This window comes from Stenotrophomonas aracearum (assembly GCF_031834615.1).
GTDB classification, from domain to species: Bacteria; Pseudomonadota; Gammaproteobacteria; order Xanthomonadales; family Xanthomonadaceae; genus Stenotrophomonas; species Stenotrophomonas aracearum.
The window spans coordinates 131,362-149,989 of record NZ_CP115543.1; the positions used below are offsets into that span (position 1 = coordinate 131,362).

Consider the following 18,628-nt stretch of genomic DNA (forward strand, 5'->3'; position numbering starts at 1 on the left):
CCATCGCTGCCTGCATGCAACGACGCGACTTCATCCGCAACGCCTCCCTGGCCCTGGCGGCCATTGGTTTCCCCTCGCTGCCGGCCTGCGCCGCGCAGGGCAGCCAGGTAGGCCTGCGCCGGCTCGGCGAGCCGCAGCCGTTCGACTTCGCGATCCTCAAGGGCCAGGCGCGCGCGCTGTCCGAGGCCGCCTACAAGACCCACCGGCGCACCCTGCCGGGGCCGCTGGAGGCGCTGGACTGGGACCAGTACCAGTCGATCCGCTACCGCCAGGACCACGCGCTGTGGGCCGACCAGCCCGGCCGTTTCCAGGCCAAGTTCTTCCATCTGGGCCTGTATTTCCATTCGCCGGTGCGCATGTTCGACGTGGTCGACGGCAAGGCGCAGGAACTGGCCTACGACCCGGCCGCCTTCGACTACGGCAGCAGCGGCCTGAAGAACGGCCACCTGCCCGCGGACCTGGGCTTTGCCGGTTTCCGCCTCAACACCCGGCAGGACACCGACCGCGACTTCGCCGCGTTCCTGGGCGCCAGCTACTTCCGCGCAGTGGGCAGGGAAGGCCAGTACGGCCAGTCCGCGCGCGGCCTGGCGATCGACACCGGCATGGACCGTCCGGAGGAATTTCCGGACTTCATCGCCTACTTCCTCGAGCAGCCGGCCAAGGACTCCAACACCCTGGTGGTGTACGCGCTGCTGGATTCGCCCAGCGTGGCCGGTGCGTATCGCTTCGCGATCACCAACGGCGACGTGCTGCTGATGGACGTGGACGTGGCGCTGTACCCGCGCAAGGCGATCGAGCGCCTGGGCATCGCGCCGTGCACCAGCATGTACCAGGTGGGCGAGAACGACCGCCGCATGGCCTGGGACTGGCGTCCGGAGATCCATGACACCGACGGCCTGTCGATGTGGACCGGCGCCGGCGAATGGATCTGGCGGCCGCTGTCCAACCCGCGCCAGCTGCGCTTCAACATGTTCGTGGACAACAACCCGCGCGGGTTCGGCCTGCTGCAGCGCGACCGCAACTTCGACCATTACCAGGACGACGGCGTGTTCTACGAGAAGCGCCCGTGCCTGTGGGTGGAGCCGAAGGGGCAGTGGGGCAAGGGCTCGGTGCAGCTGGTGGAGATTCCCACCGTGGACGAGACCTTCGACAACATCGTGGCGTTCTGGAACCCGGAAGCGAAGCCGCAGCCGGGCCAGGAAATGCTGATCGGCTACCGCCTGTACTGGGGCGCCGAGCCGCCGGCACGCCCGCCGCTGGCCCAGGCCGTGGCCACCCGCACCGGCCTGGGCGGCGTGATCGGCAAGAAGCGCGAGCACTTCTCGTGGCGTTTCGCGGTCGATTTCCAGGGCGGGGAACTGGCGTCCCTGATCGACAAGGGCGAAGTCGAAGCGGTCGTCCAGACCAGCCGCGGCACGACCGAGATCGTCTCGGCCCGCCCGCTGCGGGAAATCAAAGGCTACCGTGCCATGTTCGACCTGGTGCCGCCCGATGAAAGCACCGACCAGATCGACATCCGCCTGTACCTCCGCAGCGGTGGAAAAACGCTGACCGAAACCTGGCTGTACCAATACAACCCGCCGCCGGCCGGTGCGCCGGAACGCACGTTGTACTGATTACAACGGCAGTTGGGATTGGGCGGGTTCGATCCTGCTCTCGCCGCGCGTGATCTTCTTGAACTCCGCGCGGCTGACCGACACGTAGCGTTCGTTGCCGCCGATCTCCACCTGCGGGCCGTCCTGCACGGCGTGGCCGTGTTCGTCCACGCGCACGGTCATGGTGGCCTTCTTGCCGCTGTGGCAGATGGTCTTGATCTCCTGCATCTCGTCGGCCCAGGCCAGCAGGTACTGGCTGCCTTCGAACAGCTCGCCGCGGAAGTCGGTGCGCAACCCGTAGCAGAGCACCGGGATGCGCAGCTGGTCGACCACCTCGCTGAGCTGCCAGACCTGGCTGCGGCTCAGGAACTGCGCTTCGTCCACCAGCACGCACCCCAGCGGCCCGTGGGCCGCCAGGTCGTCGCGGATCAGCCGCTCCAGGTCGGTTTCGCGGTCGAAGGCCACGCCGTCGGCCTTCAGGCCGATCCGCGAGGCCACCACGCCGCGCCCGGCGCGGTCGTCCAGGCGCGGGGTCAGGATCGCCACGCGCATGCCGCGTTCGCGATAGTTGTGCGCCGACTGCAGCAGCGTGGTGGTCTTGCCGGCGTTCATCGCCGAATAGTAGAAATAGAGCTTGGCCATCGGACGATTTTATCTGCTCCGTGACCGGCGCAGGCGGATGGCCGCTCAGTCAGCTGGTCGGGCCACCCGGGTGGCCGGTCCGACATCGACCGTGCCCTTGACGTGCCCGATGCGTTTCAACTCGGCGGTCTTCCATTCCCAATACTTCGTCGGTTCCCAGTATTCGGCCTGGTAGAACGCATCGGCATCCACCTTGCGGGCGCCGCGGGGGTCGCGGACCATCATTTCCATCCTGGCCACGCTGCCGGTACGGCTGCCGCTCACCCGCTTCAGCCCGGTGCGGAGCTCGCGTTCCAGGCGGGGCTTGGACGAAGGGTCCCCGTACTCGGCATAGACGGCCCCGCCTTCATTGACCGCCCGCGCACGGTCGGCCGCATCCAGTTCGGCCCAGTACCGTTCGCGCTGGTACAGCAGGTACGGCGTCCCGCGTTCGGCGGCGAGGTCCATCCAGATGTAGGCCATGGCACGGTCGGTCGGGCCTCCCTGGCCTTTCCACCACATCTCCGCCAAGGCTGCCTGCGACAGCTTGTCTGCATACCGGGCCGCAAGCTGGTAGTAGCTGCGGGCCTGTTCCATCCGTCCCTCGGCCTGTGCCCGGTGCCCCAACTGCCGGTAGCGCATGTCCGGGTGACTGACCAGGAAGGCGTCGCTGCTCAGTACTTCCCGGGCGCGCATGTCCGCCATCTGGGGCTGCGCAACTACGGGCGATACGGCCATTACCGCAACCACTGCCCACAGAAGATATTTCAGATGTCCGTTCACCTGCCACCTCCCTGCGTCGGTCAGAACCCCTTCAATACGCCCCGCAGGGCCCCGCGTCAATCCGGCCGGCCGGGCCGCCCGCCCGGTACAATGCGCCTCCCAGCGGAGAAGGCATGCACGGTCTCAATCCCCCCCAGCAAGCGGCAGTGATGCACTGCGAAGGTCCCCTGCTGGTGCTGGCCGGTGCCGGCAGCGGCAAGACGCGCGTGATCGTGGAAAAGATCGCGCAGCTCATCGGCAGCCGGCGTTACCCGGCCAAGCGCATCGCGGCGATCACCTTCACCAACAAGTCCGCCAAGGAAATGCGCGAGCGCGTGGCCAAGCGCCTGCGCGGCGACGATGCGGACGAGGTGACCATCTGCACCTTCCATGCGCTGGGGCTGAAGTTCCTGCAGATCGAACATGCGGCGGTCGGGCTCAAGCGCGGCTTTTCGATCTTCGACGCCGACGATTCCACCGCGCAGGTGAAAGACCTGATGTACGGCGCCAAGCCGGACGACATCGAGGACGTGAAGAACCTGATCTCGCGCGCGAAGAACGCCGGGCTCTCGCCCGAACAGGCGATGCAGGCCGCGCGCAGCAACCGCGAGAAGGAAGCGGCCAGCGTCTACGAGCGCTACCAGCTGCGCCTGACCGCGTTCAACGCAGTGGACTTCGACGACCTGATCCGGCTGCCGGTGCAGGTGCTGGAAGAGAACCCGGACATCGCACTGGCCTGGCGCGAGCGGATCGGCTACCTGCTGGTCGACGAATGCCAGGACACCAACGACGCGCAGTACCGGCTGCTCAGGCAGCTGGCCGGCAGCGCGGGCAACTTCACCTGCGTGGGCGACGACGACCAGTCAATCTACGCATGGCGCGGTGCCAACCCGGAAAACCTGCAGCAGATGGGGCGCGACTACCCCGCGCTGGAGATCATCAAGCTGGAGCAGAACTACCGCTGTTCCAACCGCGTGCTGCGCGCGGCCAATGCGCTGATCGCCAACAACCCGCACGAGCACCTGAAGAAGCTGTGGAGCGACCAGGCCGACGGCGAGCGCATCCGCGTGTGGGAATGCCGCAACAGCGAACACGAAGCTGAAAAAGTCGCCGCCGAGATCGCGTACATCGCACAGACGAAACAGGTCCCGTGGAGCGACTTCTGCATCCTGTTCCGCGGCAATTTCCAGTCACGTCCGCTGGAAAAGGCGCTGCAGCTGGTACGCGTGCCGTACCACATCACCGGTGGCACCGCGTTCCTGGAGCGGCAGGAAGTAAAGGACACGCTGTCGTGGCTGCGGCTGCTGGTCAACCCCGATGACGACACCGCGTTCATGCGCGCGGTGCAGTCGCCCAAGCGCGAAGTCGGCGCCGGCACCCTGGCCAAGCTTGCTGAGCTGGCGTCGGAGAAAGACCTGCCGATGGCGCATGCCGCCGAGGCGATCGGTGCGCTGGCGCAGCTGCCGCCGCGCGCGGCCAATGGCCTGAGCCGCTTCACCGACATCCTGCGCGACCTGCGCGCGGACATGCCCAAGCTCAGCTCGGGCGATCTGGTGCGGCGTCTGGTCAAGGACTCGGGGTTGGTGTCCGAACTGCGCGGTGCGTGCAAGGAAGAGTCGGTGTACCAGCGCCGGCTGGCCAACCTGGAAGAGCTGGCGCAGTGGTTCGAAGGCGGCCCGCGTGGCGCCTCCACCGCCGACCTGGCCGCGCAGCTGGCGTTGCTGTCGCGCAACGACAAGGATGACGGCGGCAACCAGGTGCGCATGATGACCCTGCATGCGTCCAAGGGCCTGGAATTCCCGTATGTGTTCATCGTCGGCTGCGAAGACGGCGTGCTGCCGCACCAGGTGAGCCTGGATGAAGGCAACCTGCAGGAAGAGCGGCGGCTGCTGTACGTAGGCATTACCCGGGCCAAGGTGCAGTTGTGGATGAGTCACAGCAAGCTGACCCGCAAGTTTGGCGAGCACGTGCGATTGAAGCCGAGCCGGTTCTTCGATGAGATTCCTGCCGAGGAAATGCAGCGCGATGGTGCCGACCCGGTGGCCGATGCGGCGCGCAAGAAGGAGCGGGCAAGTGCTGGGTTGGCCGCGATCCAGGCGTTGTTTGATTGATCATCAAATTGGAACGGTAGCCCTATGTCCAACGTGATACAGACCGAACGCCTGCACCTGCGCCTGATGGATCCGGATCGGGACGCGGCCGACATGCTGGCATTGCTCAACGAGCCTGGCTTCATCCGCAACATCGCCGACCGCAAGGTGCGCACAGTGGAGCAGGCGCGCGACTACACCGCCGAGCGGGTGCTGGGTAGTTACACGCTCAACGGGTTCGGCATGTACGCGATCATTCGCCGCGATGACGGTGCGTGGCTGGGCAATGCCGGGCTGGTGCGGCGCGCGGAGCTGCCGGGGCCGGATATCGGCTATGCGCTGCGCGCGGAGTACGAAGGGCAGGGCTACGCGCTGGAAGCGGCGCGCGGAGTACAGCATTACGCGCGCGATGTGCTTGGATATCCGGAGCTGTACGGCATCGTCGCCCCGCACAACGAACGTTCGGCGGCGTTGCTGCGCAAGCTGGGGATGGAGGCGCGCGGAACGTTGCACTTACCGCCGCCGGTGGATGAGCAGGTATTGGTGTTTGCGACGCCGGGTGCGCCGGTGGTCCCGGCTTCGCCATAGATCTCGAGGGACACGCATGGCGTGCCGCTACGCGACCTCGCCCCGTCGTGGACCACCGCAATGCCCCATGTCGCTCGTTGCCATGCCCGCGTAGAGACACGCCATGCGTGTCCCTCGCAATCTCAACCGCCCAATTGCGCCCGCAATTCCGCCATCTGCTCCTGCAACGTCGCCACGACGTTCTCCAGTTCCTGCACGCGCGCTTCCAGTGCGGCGTTGCCGCCACCGCTTCCGCTGGACGCGCCCTTGTACGCCTCCGCCAACGCTTCAACATCCACCGGCCCGCACAGCAGATGCATGTACCGGTCTTCGCGCTGTCCGCCGGCGCGCGGCACCTGCACGGCCAGGCCACGCTGGATCATGCGCTCCACGTGGTGGCGGACTTCGTCGGCGTCCTGGAACTGGAACTGGCGCTCGCTGCGGGTCTGCAGCTCGTTCACCGTCTGCGGGCCCCGCAGCAGCAACAGGCCCAGGATCGCCAGCTGCTGCCGGGTCAGGTCCAGCGCGGTGGCGGTGCGGTGCTCGAACCGCTCGGCACGCGAGGAGAACTGCTGCCGCGCCAGGCCCAGCGTTTCGAGCTGGCGCAGCGCGTGGTGCACGTCGCCGGCCGACAGCTGCATCACCGGCTCGCGCGCGGTCTTCTGGTTGGCCGCCACCTGGGTGGCATTCACGGTCAGCGGGTAGGCGTCCGGGGTGGTGGCTTCCTTCTCGATCAGGCAGCCCAACGCGCGGGCCTGGGCCGCGCTGAGCACGGGCAGGGCGGGGGTCTGGGTGTCGTCGGTCATGGCTGCGCTCCGGGGGCTTTCTGGGGCGTGCAGCATAGCCGAGCCCCGCCGGAGGCATGAACGCAGGCGGCCAAGCCGGTAAACTGGCGCTACTCAGTACTGGTGATCCCCATGCGTCGTAACGCTGTTTCCCTGTCCGTGCTTGCCTGTGCCGTGATCGCGCTCGGCGCGTGCAAGCGCACCGAAGCCCCCGCCGATGCGGCGGCCCCGGCCCCCGCTGCGGCCGCTGCCGCCCCGGCCGCCCCGGCCGCCAAGGGCGACGCCGCCGTGGCCGCCAACGACAACCTCAATGCCGTGCTGTGGATGCAGCGTTCGCAGGAATACCGGGCGATCACCGAGCAGACCTACCGCGCTGCCGCCGATCATCTGGACAAGGCGCTGAAGGAAGCCAACTGGGACGCACTGGTGCCCGAAGAGCGCGGCAACGCCGCCAAGGGCCTGAAGCCGGCCGTGGTGCTGGACGTGGACGAAACCGTGCTGGACAACTCGCCCTACCAGGCGCGCCTGGTCCGCGACGGCAATGAATACGACGAAATGTCCTGGGACCAGTGGGTCGCCGAGAAGAAGGCCAAGGCCATTCCAGGTGTAGTCGACTTCGCCAAGGCGGCCAATGCCAAGGGCGTGACCCTGCTGTACATCTCCAACCGCGCCGTGCACCTGAAGGAGGCCACCCTGGCCAACCTGCGTGCCGAAGGGCTGCCGGTCGCTGACGACAGCGTGTTCCTGGGCCTGGGCACCGTGGTCAAGGACTGCGAGCAGGCCGGCAGCGAAAAGAACTGCCGCCGCCGCCTGGCCGGGCAGAACTACCGCGTGCTGATGCAGTTCGGCGACCAGCTGGGCGACTTCGTGGAAGTCACCGCCAACACCAATGACGGCCGCGACGCCCTGCTGCAGCAGTACCACGACTGGTTCGGCGAGCGCTGGTGGATGCTGCCCAACCCGACCTACGGCGGCTTCGAGCCGGCCCAGTTCAACAACGACTACACGCAGTCGCGACAGGCCCGCCACGACGCCAAGCGTGCCGCGCTGGACTACGCACCGTGAGCCGCGCCCCGCTGCCGCTGCGCGATGACGAGCGCCTGATCTTCGCGCTCGACGTACCGGGCCGCGAAGAAGCGCTGGCGTGGGTGGACCGGCTGGGCGATGCGGTGTCGTTCTACAAGATCGGCATGGAGCTGCTCGCCTCGGGGGAGTACTTCCAGGTGCTGGACGCGCTCGCCGCGCGCGACAAGCGCGTGTTCGTGGACCTGAAGTTCTTCGACATCCCGGCCACCGCGGCTGCCGTCATCAAGCGCCTGTCGCAGTGGCCGGTGAGCTACGCCACCATCCACGGCTGGCACCCGGCCATGATGGAGACCTGCGCGGCCGCCAACAGCAGTGACATGCGCCTGCTGGCGGTGACCGTGCTGACCTCGATGGGCCGTGACGACCTGCGCGGCATGGGCATCGACCGCGAGCCGGTGGAGGTGGTGGTCGAGCGCGCGCTGGCCGCCCAGGCCGCCGGCATCGACGGCGTGATCGCCTCGGGCCAGGAAGCCGGTCCGATCCGCGCTGCCACCGGTACCGGTTTCTCGATCGTGTGCCCCGGCATCCGCCCGGGCGGCCCGGTCGGCGATGACCAGAAGCGCACCGTGGGCGTGGCGCAGGCGTTTGCCGACGGCGCCGACGCGATCGTGGTCGGTCGCCCGATCCGCCTCGCGGCCGACCCGCGCGCGGCGGCCCAGGCGATCCAGGACGAGATCCGCAGCGCACGCCGCTGACGGAACTGCGTCGCGGTATCGACTTGCGCTGGTTCGCAGGATCGGAAACATCAATCGCCGGCAGCCTGCCGGCGTTGTCAAAACGGGACCGACCACGCAGTCGGCCCGGCTGCTTTGCCGTCGAATCGGACGGGCACGCGCTGTTCTGCGCCGTGCCTGTTGATTCCACTTTTCGCAAAGGAGTTGCTGTATGCGTATTGGTTACCGCTCGGCCGGGATGTTCGGCCTGACACTTTCCGCGGCATCTGTCGCTGTTGCCCTTCTGGTTTCAGGCGTGGCGCGGGCCGCCCCCGACCCGGACACGTCTCCGCGCATCATCGGCGGTACCGACGCCGAACCCGGTCAGTACCCCTTCATGGCCAGCCTGCAGTCGCTGCACCGCGGCGACAGCGACCGCGACCGGCACCGCTGCGGCGCCACTCTGATCTCGCCCTCGTGGGTGCTGACCGCCGCGCACTGCGTGGATGGCATGCTGCCGCCGCAGCTGGCGGTGCTGGTGGGGCACACCCTGGGCACCACGCCGCGCCGCCGCACCTCCAACATCAAGGCGATCCATGTCCACCCGGCGTATGACGCCGAGGACCTGATCAACGACGTGGCGCTGATCCAGCTCAAGCGGCCGGTCAACGGGGTGGAAACCGCCGAGCCGATGCTGGGCCGCGACAGCGCCTGGCTGCGGCTGGGGCGCGCCTTCACCGTGATCGGGTGGGGCGTGACTGAATTCCCCGGCGACGCCCGGCCCACCGTACTGCAGACCGTGCAGACCCCGTTCGTGCCCTTCAAGACCTGCCGCGAGGCTTACCCCGGGCTGCAGGCGGGCAGCGTGATCTGTGCCGGCACCGAGGGCATCGACAGCTGCCAGGGCGACTCCGGCGGGCCGCTGCTGGTGAAGCGGAAGACCGGCTGGACGGTGCTGGGCACGGTCAGCTGGGGCGAAGGCTGTGCCCTGCCGGACCTGCCCGGGGTGTATGCGCGGCTGTCGCAGGGCTATGTGCGCGACTTCATCCAGACCACTTGGACGCGTGACTGATCTTAGTGAAAACAATGCGTTATGAGCACCTTGCCCGTTCTGCGGGCAAGGTGGCTTGCCGCTGTAATGCGCAGGCCGCAAGATGCGGACCGGTCCGGGGAAGTCCGAATTCATGTCCATGCCATTGATGACAGGGCGCTGCCGACCTTGGGTGATGACGCTCTCGCTGTGCGGCCTGGTGCTGCTGGGCGCGTGCAAGCGCGATGCGATCGATCCGGACAAGCCGGCCGCCGAGCCGGTGGCGGCGCTGCAGCAGATCGCCCGCCACGTAGCCGAGAACGACCTGGTCGGGTACGCCCGCGCTTCGGTGCCCCCGGCCCAGTACACCCGCCTGCAGGCGGCCTGGGCGGACGGCCACAGCCGCTGGCCGCTGACCGACCTGCCGCTGGACGGGCAGCTGCTGCCGATGCTGGCCGCGCTCTCGGCCCCGGAGGCCCCGCAGCGCCTGCAGCGGTCCTTCGATACCCAGATTGCCGGGCAGGCCACCGGCGTGCGCCAGGCCGCGCACTCGATGGGCCTGTTTGGCGTGCAGTACCTGCGCAACCAGACCGATTACAGCGACACCGAGCGCGCCCACTACAGCCAGGTGGTGGACGTGCTGAGCCGCTGGGCCGCCGCCGCACCGCTGACCGACAAGCAGCGCGCGAAGACCACCATCACCCTGCTGACCGCCACCGCGCGCACCGCCGGGCTGTCCACCGACGCCCAGCTGCAGGCGGCCGGCATGGAAGACAGCCTGCGCAGGCTGGGACCGTTCGCAAAGGCGTTCAAGACCGCGCTGGCCAGTTACGGGCTTTCGCTGGATGCGGCGCTGACCGGCGTGCAGGGCGAACTGGTGTCCCAGCAGGGCGACAGCGCAGTGGTGCGGATCCAGTACCCGCTGGCCGGCGAGCAGATCGAAGCCCAGGTGCGCATGGCCCGCCGCGACGGTCACTGGTACCTGGCGCGCACCCTGGAAGAAACCGACGCGCTGCTGGCCGCCGCAGATGAAGCGGCCGCCGCCGACGCCGCCAAAGCTGAACACGACGCCCGCCAGGCCGCCGAAGCAGAGGCCGCCGCACAGGTCAAGGACGGTGCTTCTGCACCGGCTAAGCCATAATGAAGCCGATGCCGAACCAGAATCCCCTGCCTTTCCCCGGCGAAGAGCCGCCCAAGACGCCTGACGCCCCGTCCGCGTCGCCCGACACCGCGCCTGCGTCCGCAGCCGCCACCGACCCGGCCGCGATCGTGCCGAGCCCGGTGGGCGCCGTGGCCCGCGCCCCGTCCGGACGCCGCCCGTGGTGGGCGCGCCTGCTCGGCCGGCTGGTCGAACCGTGGCTCTCGCTCAAGATCGAACCCGAACACCCCGGCCAGTACGACGACGGCCGCCCGGTGGTCTATGTGCTGGAAGACTATGGTCTTTCCAATGCGCTGATCCTGGACAAGGCCTGCCGTGAAGCCGGCCTGCCCTCGCCGCTGGTGCCCATTGCCGGCGACCCGACCGGGCGCAGGCGCGCCTATCTGGCGCTGTCGCGTCGGAGCAGCAGCAATTCGCTGATTCCCGAGCAGCGTGGCGCCAAGACCCATTCCGATTCGCTCGCCAAGGTCCTGCAGGCGCACCGCGCGCGCGGCGAGCTGGACGTGAACCTGGTGCCGGTGTCGATCTTCGTCGGCCGCGCCCCGGACAAGCAGAGCGGCTGGTTCGCGGTGCTGTTCTCGGAAAACTGGGCGCTGGTGGGCCGCTTCCGCCGCCTGCTGGCGGTGCTGCTCAACGGCCGCAGCACCATCGTGCGGTTCGCCCCGCCGATCTCCCTGCGTGCCACCGTGGACGAGGGGCTGGACCCCGAGCGCACCGTGCGCAAGCTGCAGCGCGTGCTGCGCACCCACTTCCGCCGCATTCGCGAATCGGTGATCGGGCCGGACCTGTCCACCCGCCGCCTGCTGGTGGACAAGGTGCTGGAAGCGGACACCGTGCGCGAGGCGATCGCCTCGCAGGCAAAGCGCGACAACACCAAGCCGGCCGACGCCTGGAAGAAGGCGCACGCCTACGCTTGGGAAATCGCCGCCGACTACTCCAGCCCGGTGGTGCGTTCGGCCAGCTTCATGCTCAGCCATGTCTGGAACCGCATCTACGCCGGCGTGCTGGTCCACCATCTGGACAAGTTCAAGGCCGCCGCGCCGGGCCATGAAGTGGTGTACGTGCCCAGCCACCGCAGCCACATGGACTACCTGCTGCTGTCCTACCTGTTGTACGACCGTGGCATCGTGCCGCCGCACATCGTGGCCGGCATCAACCTCAACCTGCCGGTGGTGGGCACGCTGCTGCGCAAGGGCGGCGCGTTCTTCATCCGTCGCTCGATCCGCGGCAACGCGCTGTATTCGGCGGTGTTGAGCGAGTACGTGGCGCAGCTGGTGGCCGGTGGCTATTCGATCGAGTACTTCGTCGAAGGCGGGCGTTCGCGTACCGGGCGCCTGCTGCAGCCCAAGGGCGGCATGATTTCGATGACGCTGCGCGCGTTCCTGCGCCAGCCGCGCAAGCCGGTGCTGTTCCAGCCGGTGTACATCGGCTATGAAAAGCTGATGGAAGGCGGCAGCTACCTGGACGAACTGTCCGGCCGGCCGAAGGAAAAGGAATCGATCTGGCAGCTGCTGTGGTCCATTCCCAAGGTGCTCAAGCAGAACTACGGCCAGGTGGTGGTGAACTTCGGCGAGCCGATCGCGCTCAACGACGTGCTGGCCCGCCAGGCGCCGGACTGGGACGGCGCGCCGGTGGCCGAGGACGAGAAGCCGGCCTGGTTGTCGGGTACGGTGGACCACCTGGCCGAACGCATCCAGGTGCACATCAACGGCGCGGCCGACGTCAACCCGATCAACCTGCTGGCGCTGGCGTTGCTGTCCACGCCCAAGCACGCGATGGGCGAGGCCGACCTGATCGCGCAGATCGAGCTGTGCAAGACCCTGCTGGTGGAGATGCCGTATTCGGACCGGGTCACGGTGACGCCGCATTCGCCGGAGCGGATCATCGCGCACGCCGAGGAGATCAACGTCCTCACCCGCATCAAGCATCCGCTGGGTGACGTGCTCAGCGTGAGCGGCGATACCGCGGTGCTGCTGAGCTACTTCCGCAACAACGTGATCCACCTGTTCACCGCGTCGTCGTGGGTGGCATGCTGCTTCCAGAACAACCGCCGCATGAGCCGCACCGGGCTGGTGCAGCTGGGTCGCACCGTGTACCCGTTCCTGCAGGCCGAGCTGTTCCTGCCGTGGACCGAAGACCAGTTCGCCCAGCGCATCGAGCAGACCATCGCGGTGTTCGTGCGCGAGGGGCTGCTGCAGAACGTCAACGACGACGACGGTGGCATCCTGGCGCGCAACACCGGGCAGACCGACGAGGTGTTCCGCCTGCGTGCGATCGGCCATTCGCTGCAGCAGGCGTTCGAGCGCTACTACATCGCCATTTCGGTGCTGGTCAAGAACGGCCCGGGCACGCTGGGTGCGGCCGAGCTGGAAAGCCTGTGCCAGCAGGCAGCGCAGCGCCTGAGCCTGCTGTACGCACCGGCCGCGCCGGAGTTCTTCGACCGCACCCTGTTCCGGGGCTTCATCCAGAAGCTGCGCGAGCTGCGCCTGGTGTGGCCGGACGAGAACAGCAAGCTGCTGTTCGACGAGCGTTTGGACGCCTGGGCCAAGGATGCCAAGTTCATCCTGGGCCGCGAGTTGCGTCACACGATCGAACGGGTCAGCCCGGAAGCGGCCAAGCCGGAAGAGCCGGTCGCGGTGGATTGATCAGGCTGGCTCGTCCGGAATCTGCATGTCCTCCAGCTTGGCAATGCAGTCCTTGAGCTGGAGCTTGCGCCGTTTCAGGCGCTTGGCTTCCAGCTCATCCTCGCCATTGGCGGCCATGCGTTCGATCTCCGTATCCAGCTCACGGTGCTCCCTGCGGAGAACCTGCAGACGTTCGGCGATCTGTTCGGGCGTATAGGTATCCACAGCCTCCGAGCATACACACTGCGCGTGACCGGCGGGGGTGAACGCAGTCACTTCCCGGTCCCGGCCGCCGACCTGCCGAGCCGGTAGAATGGCCGGATGCCTTCGGTCCTGCCCCTGCTCGATCCCACCCCGCGCGCGCCACGCGCGGACGCGGCCGCGCAGGACAAGCTGGCGCGCCGGCTGCGCCGCCAGGTCGGCCAGGCGATCGCCGACTTCGGCATGATCGAGGACGGCGACCGCATCATGGTCTGCCTGTCCGGCGGCAAGGACAGCTACACCTTGCTGGACATGCTGCTGCAGCTGCAGAAGAAGGCCCCGGTCGCCTTCGAACTGGTCGCGGTGAACCTGGACCAGAAGCAGCCCGGGTTCCCCGAACACGTGCTGCCGGAGTACCTGGCCTCGATCGGCGTGGCGTACCAGATCATCGAGCAGGACACCTATTCGGTGGTCAGCCGGGTGATCCCGGAGGGCCGCACGATGTGTTCGCTGTGCTCGCGGCTGCGCCCGGGCGCACTGTACCGGCACGCCGCCGAAAACGGCTTCAGCAAGATCGCGCTGGGCCACCACCGCGACGACAGCGTGGCCACCTTCTTCCTCAACCTGTTCCACCACGCCAAGCTCTCGGCCATGCCGCCCAAGCTGCGCAGCGATGATGGCCAGCACGTGGTGATCCGTCCGCTGGCCTACGTCAGTGAACGCGATATCAAGGACTACGCGCAGGCGCGCCAGTTCCCGATCATTCCGTGCACGCTGTGCGGCAGCCAGGACAACCTGCAGCGCCGCCAGGTGGCGCAGATGCTGCAGCAGTGGGAAGACCAGCACCCCGGGCGGATCGACCAGATCGCGCGCGCGCTGGGCAACATCCATCCTTCGCAGCTGGCCGACCCGACGCTGTTCGATTTCATGGCGCTGGGCCGCACCCCCTGACCTTTTCTTTTCACGCCCTTTATTCCGGAATTCCATGTTCTTTCGCAACCTGACCCTGTTCCGCTTCCCCACCGCCACCGATTTTTCCGAAGTCGACACCCTGCTGCCGCAGGTGCTGCTCAAGCCGGTAGGCCCGCTGGAAATGAGTTCGCGCGGTTTCATTTCCCCGTTCGGCCGTGAAGAAAAGGCCGTGTTCTCGCACCGCGTCGGCGACGCGCTGTGGCTGACCGTGGGCGGTGAGGACAAGATCCTGCCGGGCGCGGTGGTCAACGACCTGCTGGCGCGCAAGCTGGAAGAGATCGAAGAAAAGGAAGGGCGCAAGCCGGGCGGCCGCGAGCGCAAGCGCATGAAGGACGACCTGCTGCACGAACTGATGCCGCGCGCCTTCGTGAAGAGCTCGCGCACCGACGCGCTGGTCGACCTGACCCATGGCTTCGTGGCGGTGGACTGCTCGAGCAGCAAGAAGGGCGAAAACATGATGTCCGACATCCGGGGCCTGCTCGGCAGCTTCCCGGCCATGCCGCTGAACGCCGAAGTGGCGCCGCGCTCGATCCTCACCGGCTGGATCGCCGGCGAACCGCTGCCGACCGGGCTGAGCCTGGGCGAAGAGTGCGAGATGAAGGACCCGGCCGAGGGTGGCGCGGTGGTCAAGTGCCAGCACCAGGAGCTGCGCTGCGACGAGATCGACAAGCACCTGGACGCCGGCAAGCAGGTCACCAAGCTGGCCCTGGTGTTCGAAGACAACCTGTCCTTCGTGCTGGGCGATGACCTGATCGTACGCAAGCTGAAGTTCCTGGACGGCGCCCTGGACCAGCTCGAGCATGCCGACGAAGACGGCCGCCGCGCCGAACTGGACGCCCGCTTCGCGCTGCAGAGCGGCGAAGTGCGCCGCCTGTTCCTGCTGCTGGAAGAGGCGTTCAAGCTCAGCAAGGCGGATTGACCGGCGACCGGCGCCACACGTGGCGCACGCATGACGCCCACGCATGACGCCGTAGAGCGGGGCTCTGCCCCGCTGCCAGCGATCCGGACAGCGGGGCAGAGCCCCGCTCTACCTCGCAGTCAGGTCCGCGCCGCTGCGGGCGCTATGCTATCCCCATGCCTGGCTTCCTTCGCCGCCTGATCTCCCCGGCCGCCGCCCCGACCCTGCAGCGCGACACCGTGCGCCTGCGGCTGGAGGACGACGCCGAGATCGAGGTGCTGCGCGTGCGCGATCCGCGTGCGCGCCGGATCAAGCTGAGCGTGGACGAACGCGGCGTGCGCCTGACCCTGCCGCCGCGCGCCAGCCTGGTGATGGGCGAACGCTTCCTGCAGCAGCATCGTGACTGGTTGTCCGCGCAGCTGCGCAACTACCAGTCGACCAACCTGCCGCCGCCGCTGGTGATCGGCGAACCCGGGCTGCTGCCGCTGCGCGGGGAGCTGTTGCCGCTGCGCTGGGAAACGGGTCGCTATGCGCACCTGGAACTCGATACGGACGGTGCCTGCATGCACCTGCCAGCGCGTGGCACCGAGGCCACGGTGCGCCGCACGCTGCGCGAATTCTACGAAGCGCAGACCCGCGCCGATGTCGGCCAGTGGCTGCCGCGTTACCTGCCCGCGCTGCCGCGTGCGCCGGCCCGGTTGCGCCTGAAGGTGATGTCGTCGCAGTGGGGCTCGCTGGCCCCGGACGGCAGCATGGCGCTGGACCTGGCGCTGGTGCTGGGCCGGCCTTCGGCGTTCGAGTACGTGCTGGTCCATGAGCTCTGCCATCTGATCCAGCCGAACCATTCGCCTGCGTTCTGGGCCGAGGTGGAGCAGCGGTTCCCGGCGTGGCGCGAGGAGCGGGATTACTTCCAGCGGGAAGGGCGCAGGCTCAAAGCCATGCTGAGGCAACTCCTGTAGAGCCACGCCCTGCGTGGCTGGCCGGCGCCGCGGTATGTCGGCGCCCGCCGCTCATGCGGCGCGGGCAGGGGGTGCACGGCTTTGCCAGCCCAGACCGTGAGGATGGACCTGTCGCGGTCAGCGCACGCGCAGTGCGGCCGCCTGCGCCCAGCGCGCCGCAACCCGCGGTGCCGTGATGCACACGGCCTGGTCGGTCACGGTTGTCACTGCGCGCTCGAGCAGTTGGATGTCGGCCTCGTGCTGGCGCGCCACATGCGGGTCTTCAAAGAAGATCGCGCGCTGGCAGCGGCCTTCCAGCACCTGGTCGGCAATCTGCGCATCGCCGCCCATCGGGCCGCTCTGGTAGCGGGCCACCCATTCCTGGTCGCTGGGCCAGCCGCGGCTCCAGGCCAGCTCGTTGAGGCGCTGGCCGGTGGTGCCGGTGCCGACCCGGCTGCGGAAGCGCGACAACACCTCGAAATGCTCGTCGGCGAAGGCCAGCATGGCCGGCTTCATCGCGTCGTGCGCGATCAGGGCCAGGGTGTGTTGCCCGAACGCATGCAGGTCGTCGGCACCGGGGTCCGGTGCCAGTCCGGCGTGCAGGCGTTCCACCTCGATCCAGTCGCGCGCGGTGGCCACGGTGGAGATGAAGGGCTTGCCGTGGATCACGCACTGGCGCTTGAGCGCGGTGGCTTCCGGGAACACCGAGGAGGGATCGACCGGGTCCATCAGGTAGATCGCCCCGTCCAGGGTGCGTTCCGGGGTGCCCATGCCGACGACCTCGGCCACCAGCTTCATCAGACCGCCCTCGCGGCCGTTCGGATAGCGGCGCAGCGCCTCCAGGTCCTTGAGGAAGCCGAAGCGCTGGATCGCGTCGAAGGTGCGGCCCACCGCATGCAGTTCCACCCCCAGCTCGCGCAGGCCGGCCTCGCAGGGGCCGAGCCAGCGGAACAGTGCCGCGTGCCTGTCGTGGTGATGCAGCCGGTTGGCGGCCAGGCCGATGCGCATGGGAGTCCTTCAGCGGGGGGTGTTGCAACATTCTAGGGGGCGTTGGGTGTCTGGTTCGCGTCCGGCAGTCCGTAAGACACGCATGGCGTGTCGCTACGCTGACGGGCACCACGTAGAGACACGCCATGCGTGTCCCAAGCGGTGCGTGGTACCCCGATCAAGCGCTGACCAACGCCACGATACTTGCCGCCGCATCCCGCCCTTCCGCCACCGCCGTCACCACCAGGTCCGCGCCGCGCACCGCGTCGCCGCCGGCAAAGAGCTTCGGATGCGCGGTCTGGAACGGCAGACGGCCATTGCCACCGGCCAGGATGCGGCCGTTGCTGGCTGCCTCCACGCCCTGCGCGGTGAGCCATTCCGGCGCGGTGGGCGAGAAGCCGAACGCGATGATCACCACGTCCGCTTCCAGCAGCGATTCGCTGCCTTCGATCGGCACCGCATTGCGGCGACCCTGTGCATCGGGTTCGCCCAGATGCGTTTCCACCACGGTCACGCCGATCGCTTCGTCGTCGGCACCGGCTTCAATCGACAACGGCTGGCGGTTGAACAGGAAGCGCACGCCTTCTTCGCGCGCATTGGCCACTTCGCGCGCCGAGCCCGGCATGCTCGCTTCATCACGGCGGTAGGCACAGGTGACCCGTGCCGCACCCAGCCGTACCGCGCTGCGCACGCAGTCCATGCCGGTGTCGCCGCCGCCCAGCACCACCACGCGCTTGCCTTCCAGGTTAGGCAGGGCGAGGGTGTCTTCCCAGCCGGCAATCGGCCGGCCGTGCGCGTCGCTGCCACCGACGATGCGGCTGTTCTGCACCAGGAACGGCAGTGCCGGCAGCACGTTCTTCAGGTCCTGCCCGGGCAGCCCGCCGTCGGTGTAGCGGTAGGCGCCGGTGCCGACGAACACGGCGTCGTAGTCGGCCAGCAGGGTATCCAGGGTGATGTCGCGGCCGATCTCCACGCCCAGCCGGAACTGCACGCCCATGCCTTCGAGCACGTTGCGGCGGCGGCTGATCACCGACTTGTCCAGCTTGAAACTGGGAATGCCGAACTGCAGCAGGCCGCCGATCTGTTCGTAGCGGTCGTACACCACCGCCTGTACGCCGGCATGCGCAAGGCGATCGGCACAGGCCAGCCCGGCCGGGCCGGCACCGATCACCGCCACGCGCTTGCCGGTGTTCTCCACCGCCGCCAGGTCCGGGCGCCAGCCGGTGGCGAGCGCGGTGTCGACGATGTACTTCTCCACCGCGCCGATGGTGACCGCACCGAACTCTTCCAGCGTGCAGCTGCCTTCGCACAGACGGTCCTGCGGGCACACCCGGCCGCACACTTCCGGCAGCGGGTTGGTGGAATGGCACAGGGTGGCCGCTTCGTGGATGCGGTTTTCCTGCACGAGCTGCAGCCACTGCGGAATGGCGTTGTGCACCGGGCACTTCCAGCTGCAGTACGGGTTGCCGCAGTCCAGGCAGCGTCCGGCCTGGTACTGGGCGTCTTCCTTCCCGAACTTGCCGTACAGCTCGCCCCAGTCGCCGGAGGTGCGCAGCTCCACCGGGATGCGCTGCGGCATGGTCCGGGGCAGGTCGAGGAACTGGAAGGCTTGCTTGCGGCTCATGGCTTGCTCTGGATTCCTGGTGGTTGCCGGCCAGCG

At 68.1% G+C, this 18,628-nt stretch carries 17 protein-coding genes; 11 read left to right on the top strand and 6 right to left on the bottom strand.

Going from position 1 to position 18,628, the window contains the following annotated elements; translation table 11 throughout:
• Positions 1–14: 14 nt before the first annotated feature.
• On the top strand, positions 15–1,616 hold the full coding sequence (locus PDM28_RS00590; protein WP_311183375.1) for an OpgD/OpgG family glucan biosynthesis protein: 1,602 nt from the start codon (positions 15–17) through the stop codon (positions 1,614–1,616).
• Here PDM28_RS00590 and PDM28_RS00595 read toward each other — a convergent pair whose 3' ends face one another.
• Positions 1,617–2,237, bottom strand: a complete 621-nt coding sequence (locus tag PDM28_RS00595; protein ID WP_102946963.1) for a thymidine kinase — start codon at positions 2,235–2,237, stop codon at positions 1,617–1,619.
• Positions 2,238–2,282: 45 nt separating this feature from the next.
• Positions 2,283–2,999 carry an SEL1-like repeat protein gene (locus PDM28_RS00600; protein ID WP_311183376.1) on the bottom strand — a complete coding sequence of 239 codons (717 nt, stop codon included), beginning with the start codon at positions 2,997–2,999 and terminating at the stop codon, positions 2,283–2,285.
• Positions 3,000–3,112: 113 nt separating this feature from the next.
• On the opposite strand from PDM28_RS00600, the gene PDM28_RS00605 reads away from it, so the two are divergent.
• A complete protein-coding gene (locus PDM28_RS00605) occupies positions 3,113–5,089 on the top strand; it encodes a UvrD-helicase domain-containing protein (protein WP_311183377.1) in 1,977 nt (658 codons plus the stop codon).
• Positions 5,090–5,113: 24 nt separating this feature from the next.
• Positions 5,114–5,656 carry a GNAT family N-acetyltransferase gene (locus PDM28_RS00610; RefSeq protein WP_311183378.1) on the top strand — a complete coding sequence of 181 codons (543 nt, stop codon included), beginning with the start codon at positions 5,114–5,116 and terminating at the stop codon, positions 5,654–5,656.
• A 122-nt stretch (positions 5,657–5,778) separates the two neighbouring features.
• Here PDM28_RS00610 and PDM28_RS00615 read toward each other — a convergent pair whose 3' ends face one another.
• A complete protein-coding gene (locus PDM28_RS00615; protein ID WP_311183379.1) occupies positions 5,779–6,441 on the bottom strand; it encodes a YceH family protein in 663 nt (220 codons plus the stop codon).
• 111 nt (positions 6,442–6,552) lie between these two features.
• On the opposite strand from PDM28_RS00615, the gene PDM28_RS00620 reads away from it, so the two are divergent.
• The 5 genes from PDM28_RS00620 (at position 6,553) to plsB (ending at position 12,993) form a co-directional block, all read left to right on the top strand.
• Positions 6,553–7,485, top strand: a complete 933-nt coding sequence (locus PDM28_RS00620; protein WP_311183380.1) for a 5'-nucleotidase, lipoprotein e(P4) family — start codon at positions 6,553–6,555, stop codon at positions 7,483–7,485.
• Positions 7,482–8,201, top strand: a complete 720-nt coding sequence (pyrF, locus tag PDM28_RS00625; protein ID WP_311183381.1) for an orotidine-5'-phosphate decarboxylase — start codon at positions 7,482–7,484, stop codon at positions 8,199–8,201. Before PDM28_RS00620 ends, pyrF begins: the two co-directional genes overlap by 4 nt.
• A gap of 190 nt (positions 8,202–8,391) precedes the next feature.
• Positions 8,392–9,231 carry a S1 family peptidase gene (locus PDM28_RS00630; RefSeq protein WP_311183382.1) on the top strand — a complete coding sequence of 280 codons (840 nt, stop codon included), beginning with the start codon at positions 8,392–8,394 and terminating at the stop codon, positions 9,229–9,231.
• 112 nt (positions 9,232–9,343) lie between these two features.
• Positions 9,344–10,330 (top strand): hypothetical protein, encoded by a 987-nt coding sequence (locus PDM28_RS00635; protein WP_425507621.1) that lies wholly within the window; start codon positions 9,344–9,346, stop codon positions 10,328–10,330.
• Entirely contained in the window at positions 10,330–12,993 is a 2,664-nt protein-coding gene (gene plsB / locus PDM28_RS00640) for a glycerol-3-phosphate 1-O-acyltransferase PlsB (protein WP_311183384.1), read from the top strand. The genes PDM28_RS00635 and plsB overlap by 1 nt, the downstream gene beginning before the upstream one ends.
• On the opposite strand, the gene PDM28_RS00645 is transcribed toward plsB, so the two are convergent.
• A complete protein-coding gene (locus PDM28_RS00645) occupies positions 12,994–13,197 on the bottom strand; it encodes a YdcH family protein (RefSeq protein WP_102946972.1) in 204 nt (67 codons plus the stop codon).
• Between the two features lie 96 nt (positions 13,198–13,293).
• Here PDM28_RS00645 and ttcA point away from each other — a divergent pair, with 96 nt between their 5' ends.
• The 3 genes from ttcA (at position 13,294) to PDM28_RS00660 (ending at position 16,002) form a co-directional block, all read left to right on the top strand.
• A complete protein-coding gene (gene ttcA / locus PDM28_RS00650) occupies positions 13,294–14,124 on the top strand; it encodes a tRNA 2-thiocytidine(32) synthetase TtcA (protein ID WP_311183385.1) in 831 nt (276 codons plus the stop codon).
• Positions 14,125–14,158: 34 nt separating this feature from the next.
• Positions 14,159–15,064 carry a recombination-associated protein RdgC gene (locus PDM28_RS00655; RefSeq protein ID WP_070207709.1) on the top strand — a complete coding sequence of 302 codons (906 nt, stop codon included), beginning with the start codon at positions 14,159–14,161 and terminating at the stop codon, positions 15,062–15,064.
• A gap of 155 nt (positions 15,065–15,219) precedes the next feature.
• Positions 15,220–16,002: a M48 family metallopeptidase gene (locus PDM28_RS00660; protein WP_311183386.1), complete on the top strand. Its 783-nt coding sequence runs from the start codon at positions 15,220–15,222 to the stop codon at positions 16,000–16,002.
• A gap of 117 nt (positions 16,003–16,119) precedes the next feature.
• Here PDM28_RS00660 and PDM28_RS00665 read toward each other — a convergent pair whose 3' ends face one another.
• Positions 16,120–16,989 (bottom strand): methylglyoxal synthase, encoded by an 870-nt coding sequence (locus PDM28_RS00665; RefSeq protein ID WP_311183387.1) that lies wholly within the window; start codon positions 16,987–16,989, stop codon positions 16,120–16,122.
• Positions 16,990–17,146: 157 nt separating this feature from the next.
• Positions 17,147–18,592, bottom strand: coding sequence for an FAD-dependent oxidoreductase (locus tag PDM28_RS00670; RefSeq protein ID WP_311183388.1), 1,446 nt, complete (start codon positions 18,590–18,592; stop codon positions 17,147–17,149).
• Between the last annotated feature and the right edge of the window lie 36 nt (positions 18,593–18,628).

Coding starts and splice junctions, on each gene's coding strand:
- PDM28_RS00620 (WP_311183380.1), top strand. CDS start 6,553: ATGCGTCGTAACGCTGTTTCCCTGTCCGTGCTTGCCTGTGCCGTGATC.
- PDM28_RS00655 (WP_070207709.1), top strand. CDS start 14,159: ATGTTCTTTCGCAACCTGACCCTGTTCCGCTTCCCCACCGCCACCGAT.
- PDM28_RS00665 (WP_311183387.1), bottom strand. CDS start 16,989: ATGCGCATCGGCCTGGCCGCCAACCGGCTGCATCACCACGACAGGCAC.
- PDM28_RS00635 (WP_425507621.1), top strand. CDS start 9,344: ATGTCCATGCCATTGATGACAGGGCGCTGCCGACCTTGGGTGATGACG.
- plsB (WP_311183384.1), top strand. CDS start 10,330: ATGAAGCCGATGCCGAACCAGAATCCCCTGCCTTTCCCCGGCGAAGAG.
- PDM28_RS00595 (WP_102946963.1), bottom strand. CDS start 2,237: ATGGCCAAGCTCTATTTCTACTATTCGGCGATGAACGCCGGCAAGACC.
- PDM28_RS00610 (WP_311183378.1), top strand. CDS start 5,114: ATGTCCAACGTGATACAGACCGAACGCCTGCACCTGCGCCTGATGGAT.
- PDM28_RS00615 (WP_311183379.1), bottom strand. CDS start 6,441: ATGACCGACGACACCCAGACCCCCGCCCTGCCCGTGCTCAGCGCGGCC.
- PDM28_RS00605 (WP_311183377.1), top strand. CDS start 3,113: ATGCACGGTCTCAATCCCCCCCAGCAAGCGGCAGTGATGCACTGCGAA.
- PDM28_RS00630 (WP_311183382.1), top strand. CDS start 8,392: ATGCGTATTGGTTACCGCTCGGCCGGGATGTTCGGCCTGACACTTTCC.
- PDM28_RS00670 (WP_311183388.1), bottom strand. CDS start 18,592: ATGAGCCGCAAGCAAGCCTTCCAGTTCCTCGACCTGCCCCGGACCATG.
- PDM28_RS00590 (WP_311183375.1), top strand. CDS start 15: ATGCAACGACGCGACTTCATCCGCAACGCCTCCCTGGCCCTGGCGGCC.
- PDM28_RS00660 (WP_311183386.1), top strand. CDS start 15,220: ATGCCTGGCTTCCTTCGCCGCCTGATCTCCCCGGCCGCCGCCCCGACC.
- ttcA (WP_311183385.1), top strand. CDS start 13,294: ATGCCTTCGGTCCTGCCCCTGCTCGATCCCACCCCGCGCGCGCCACGC.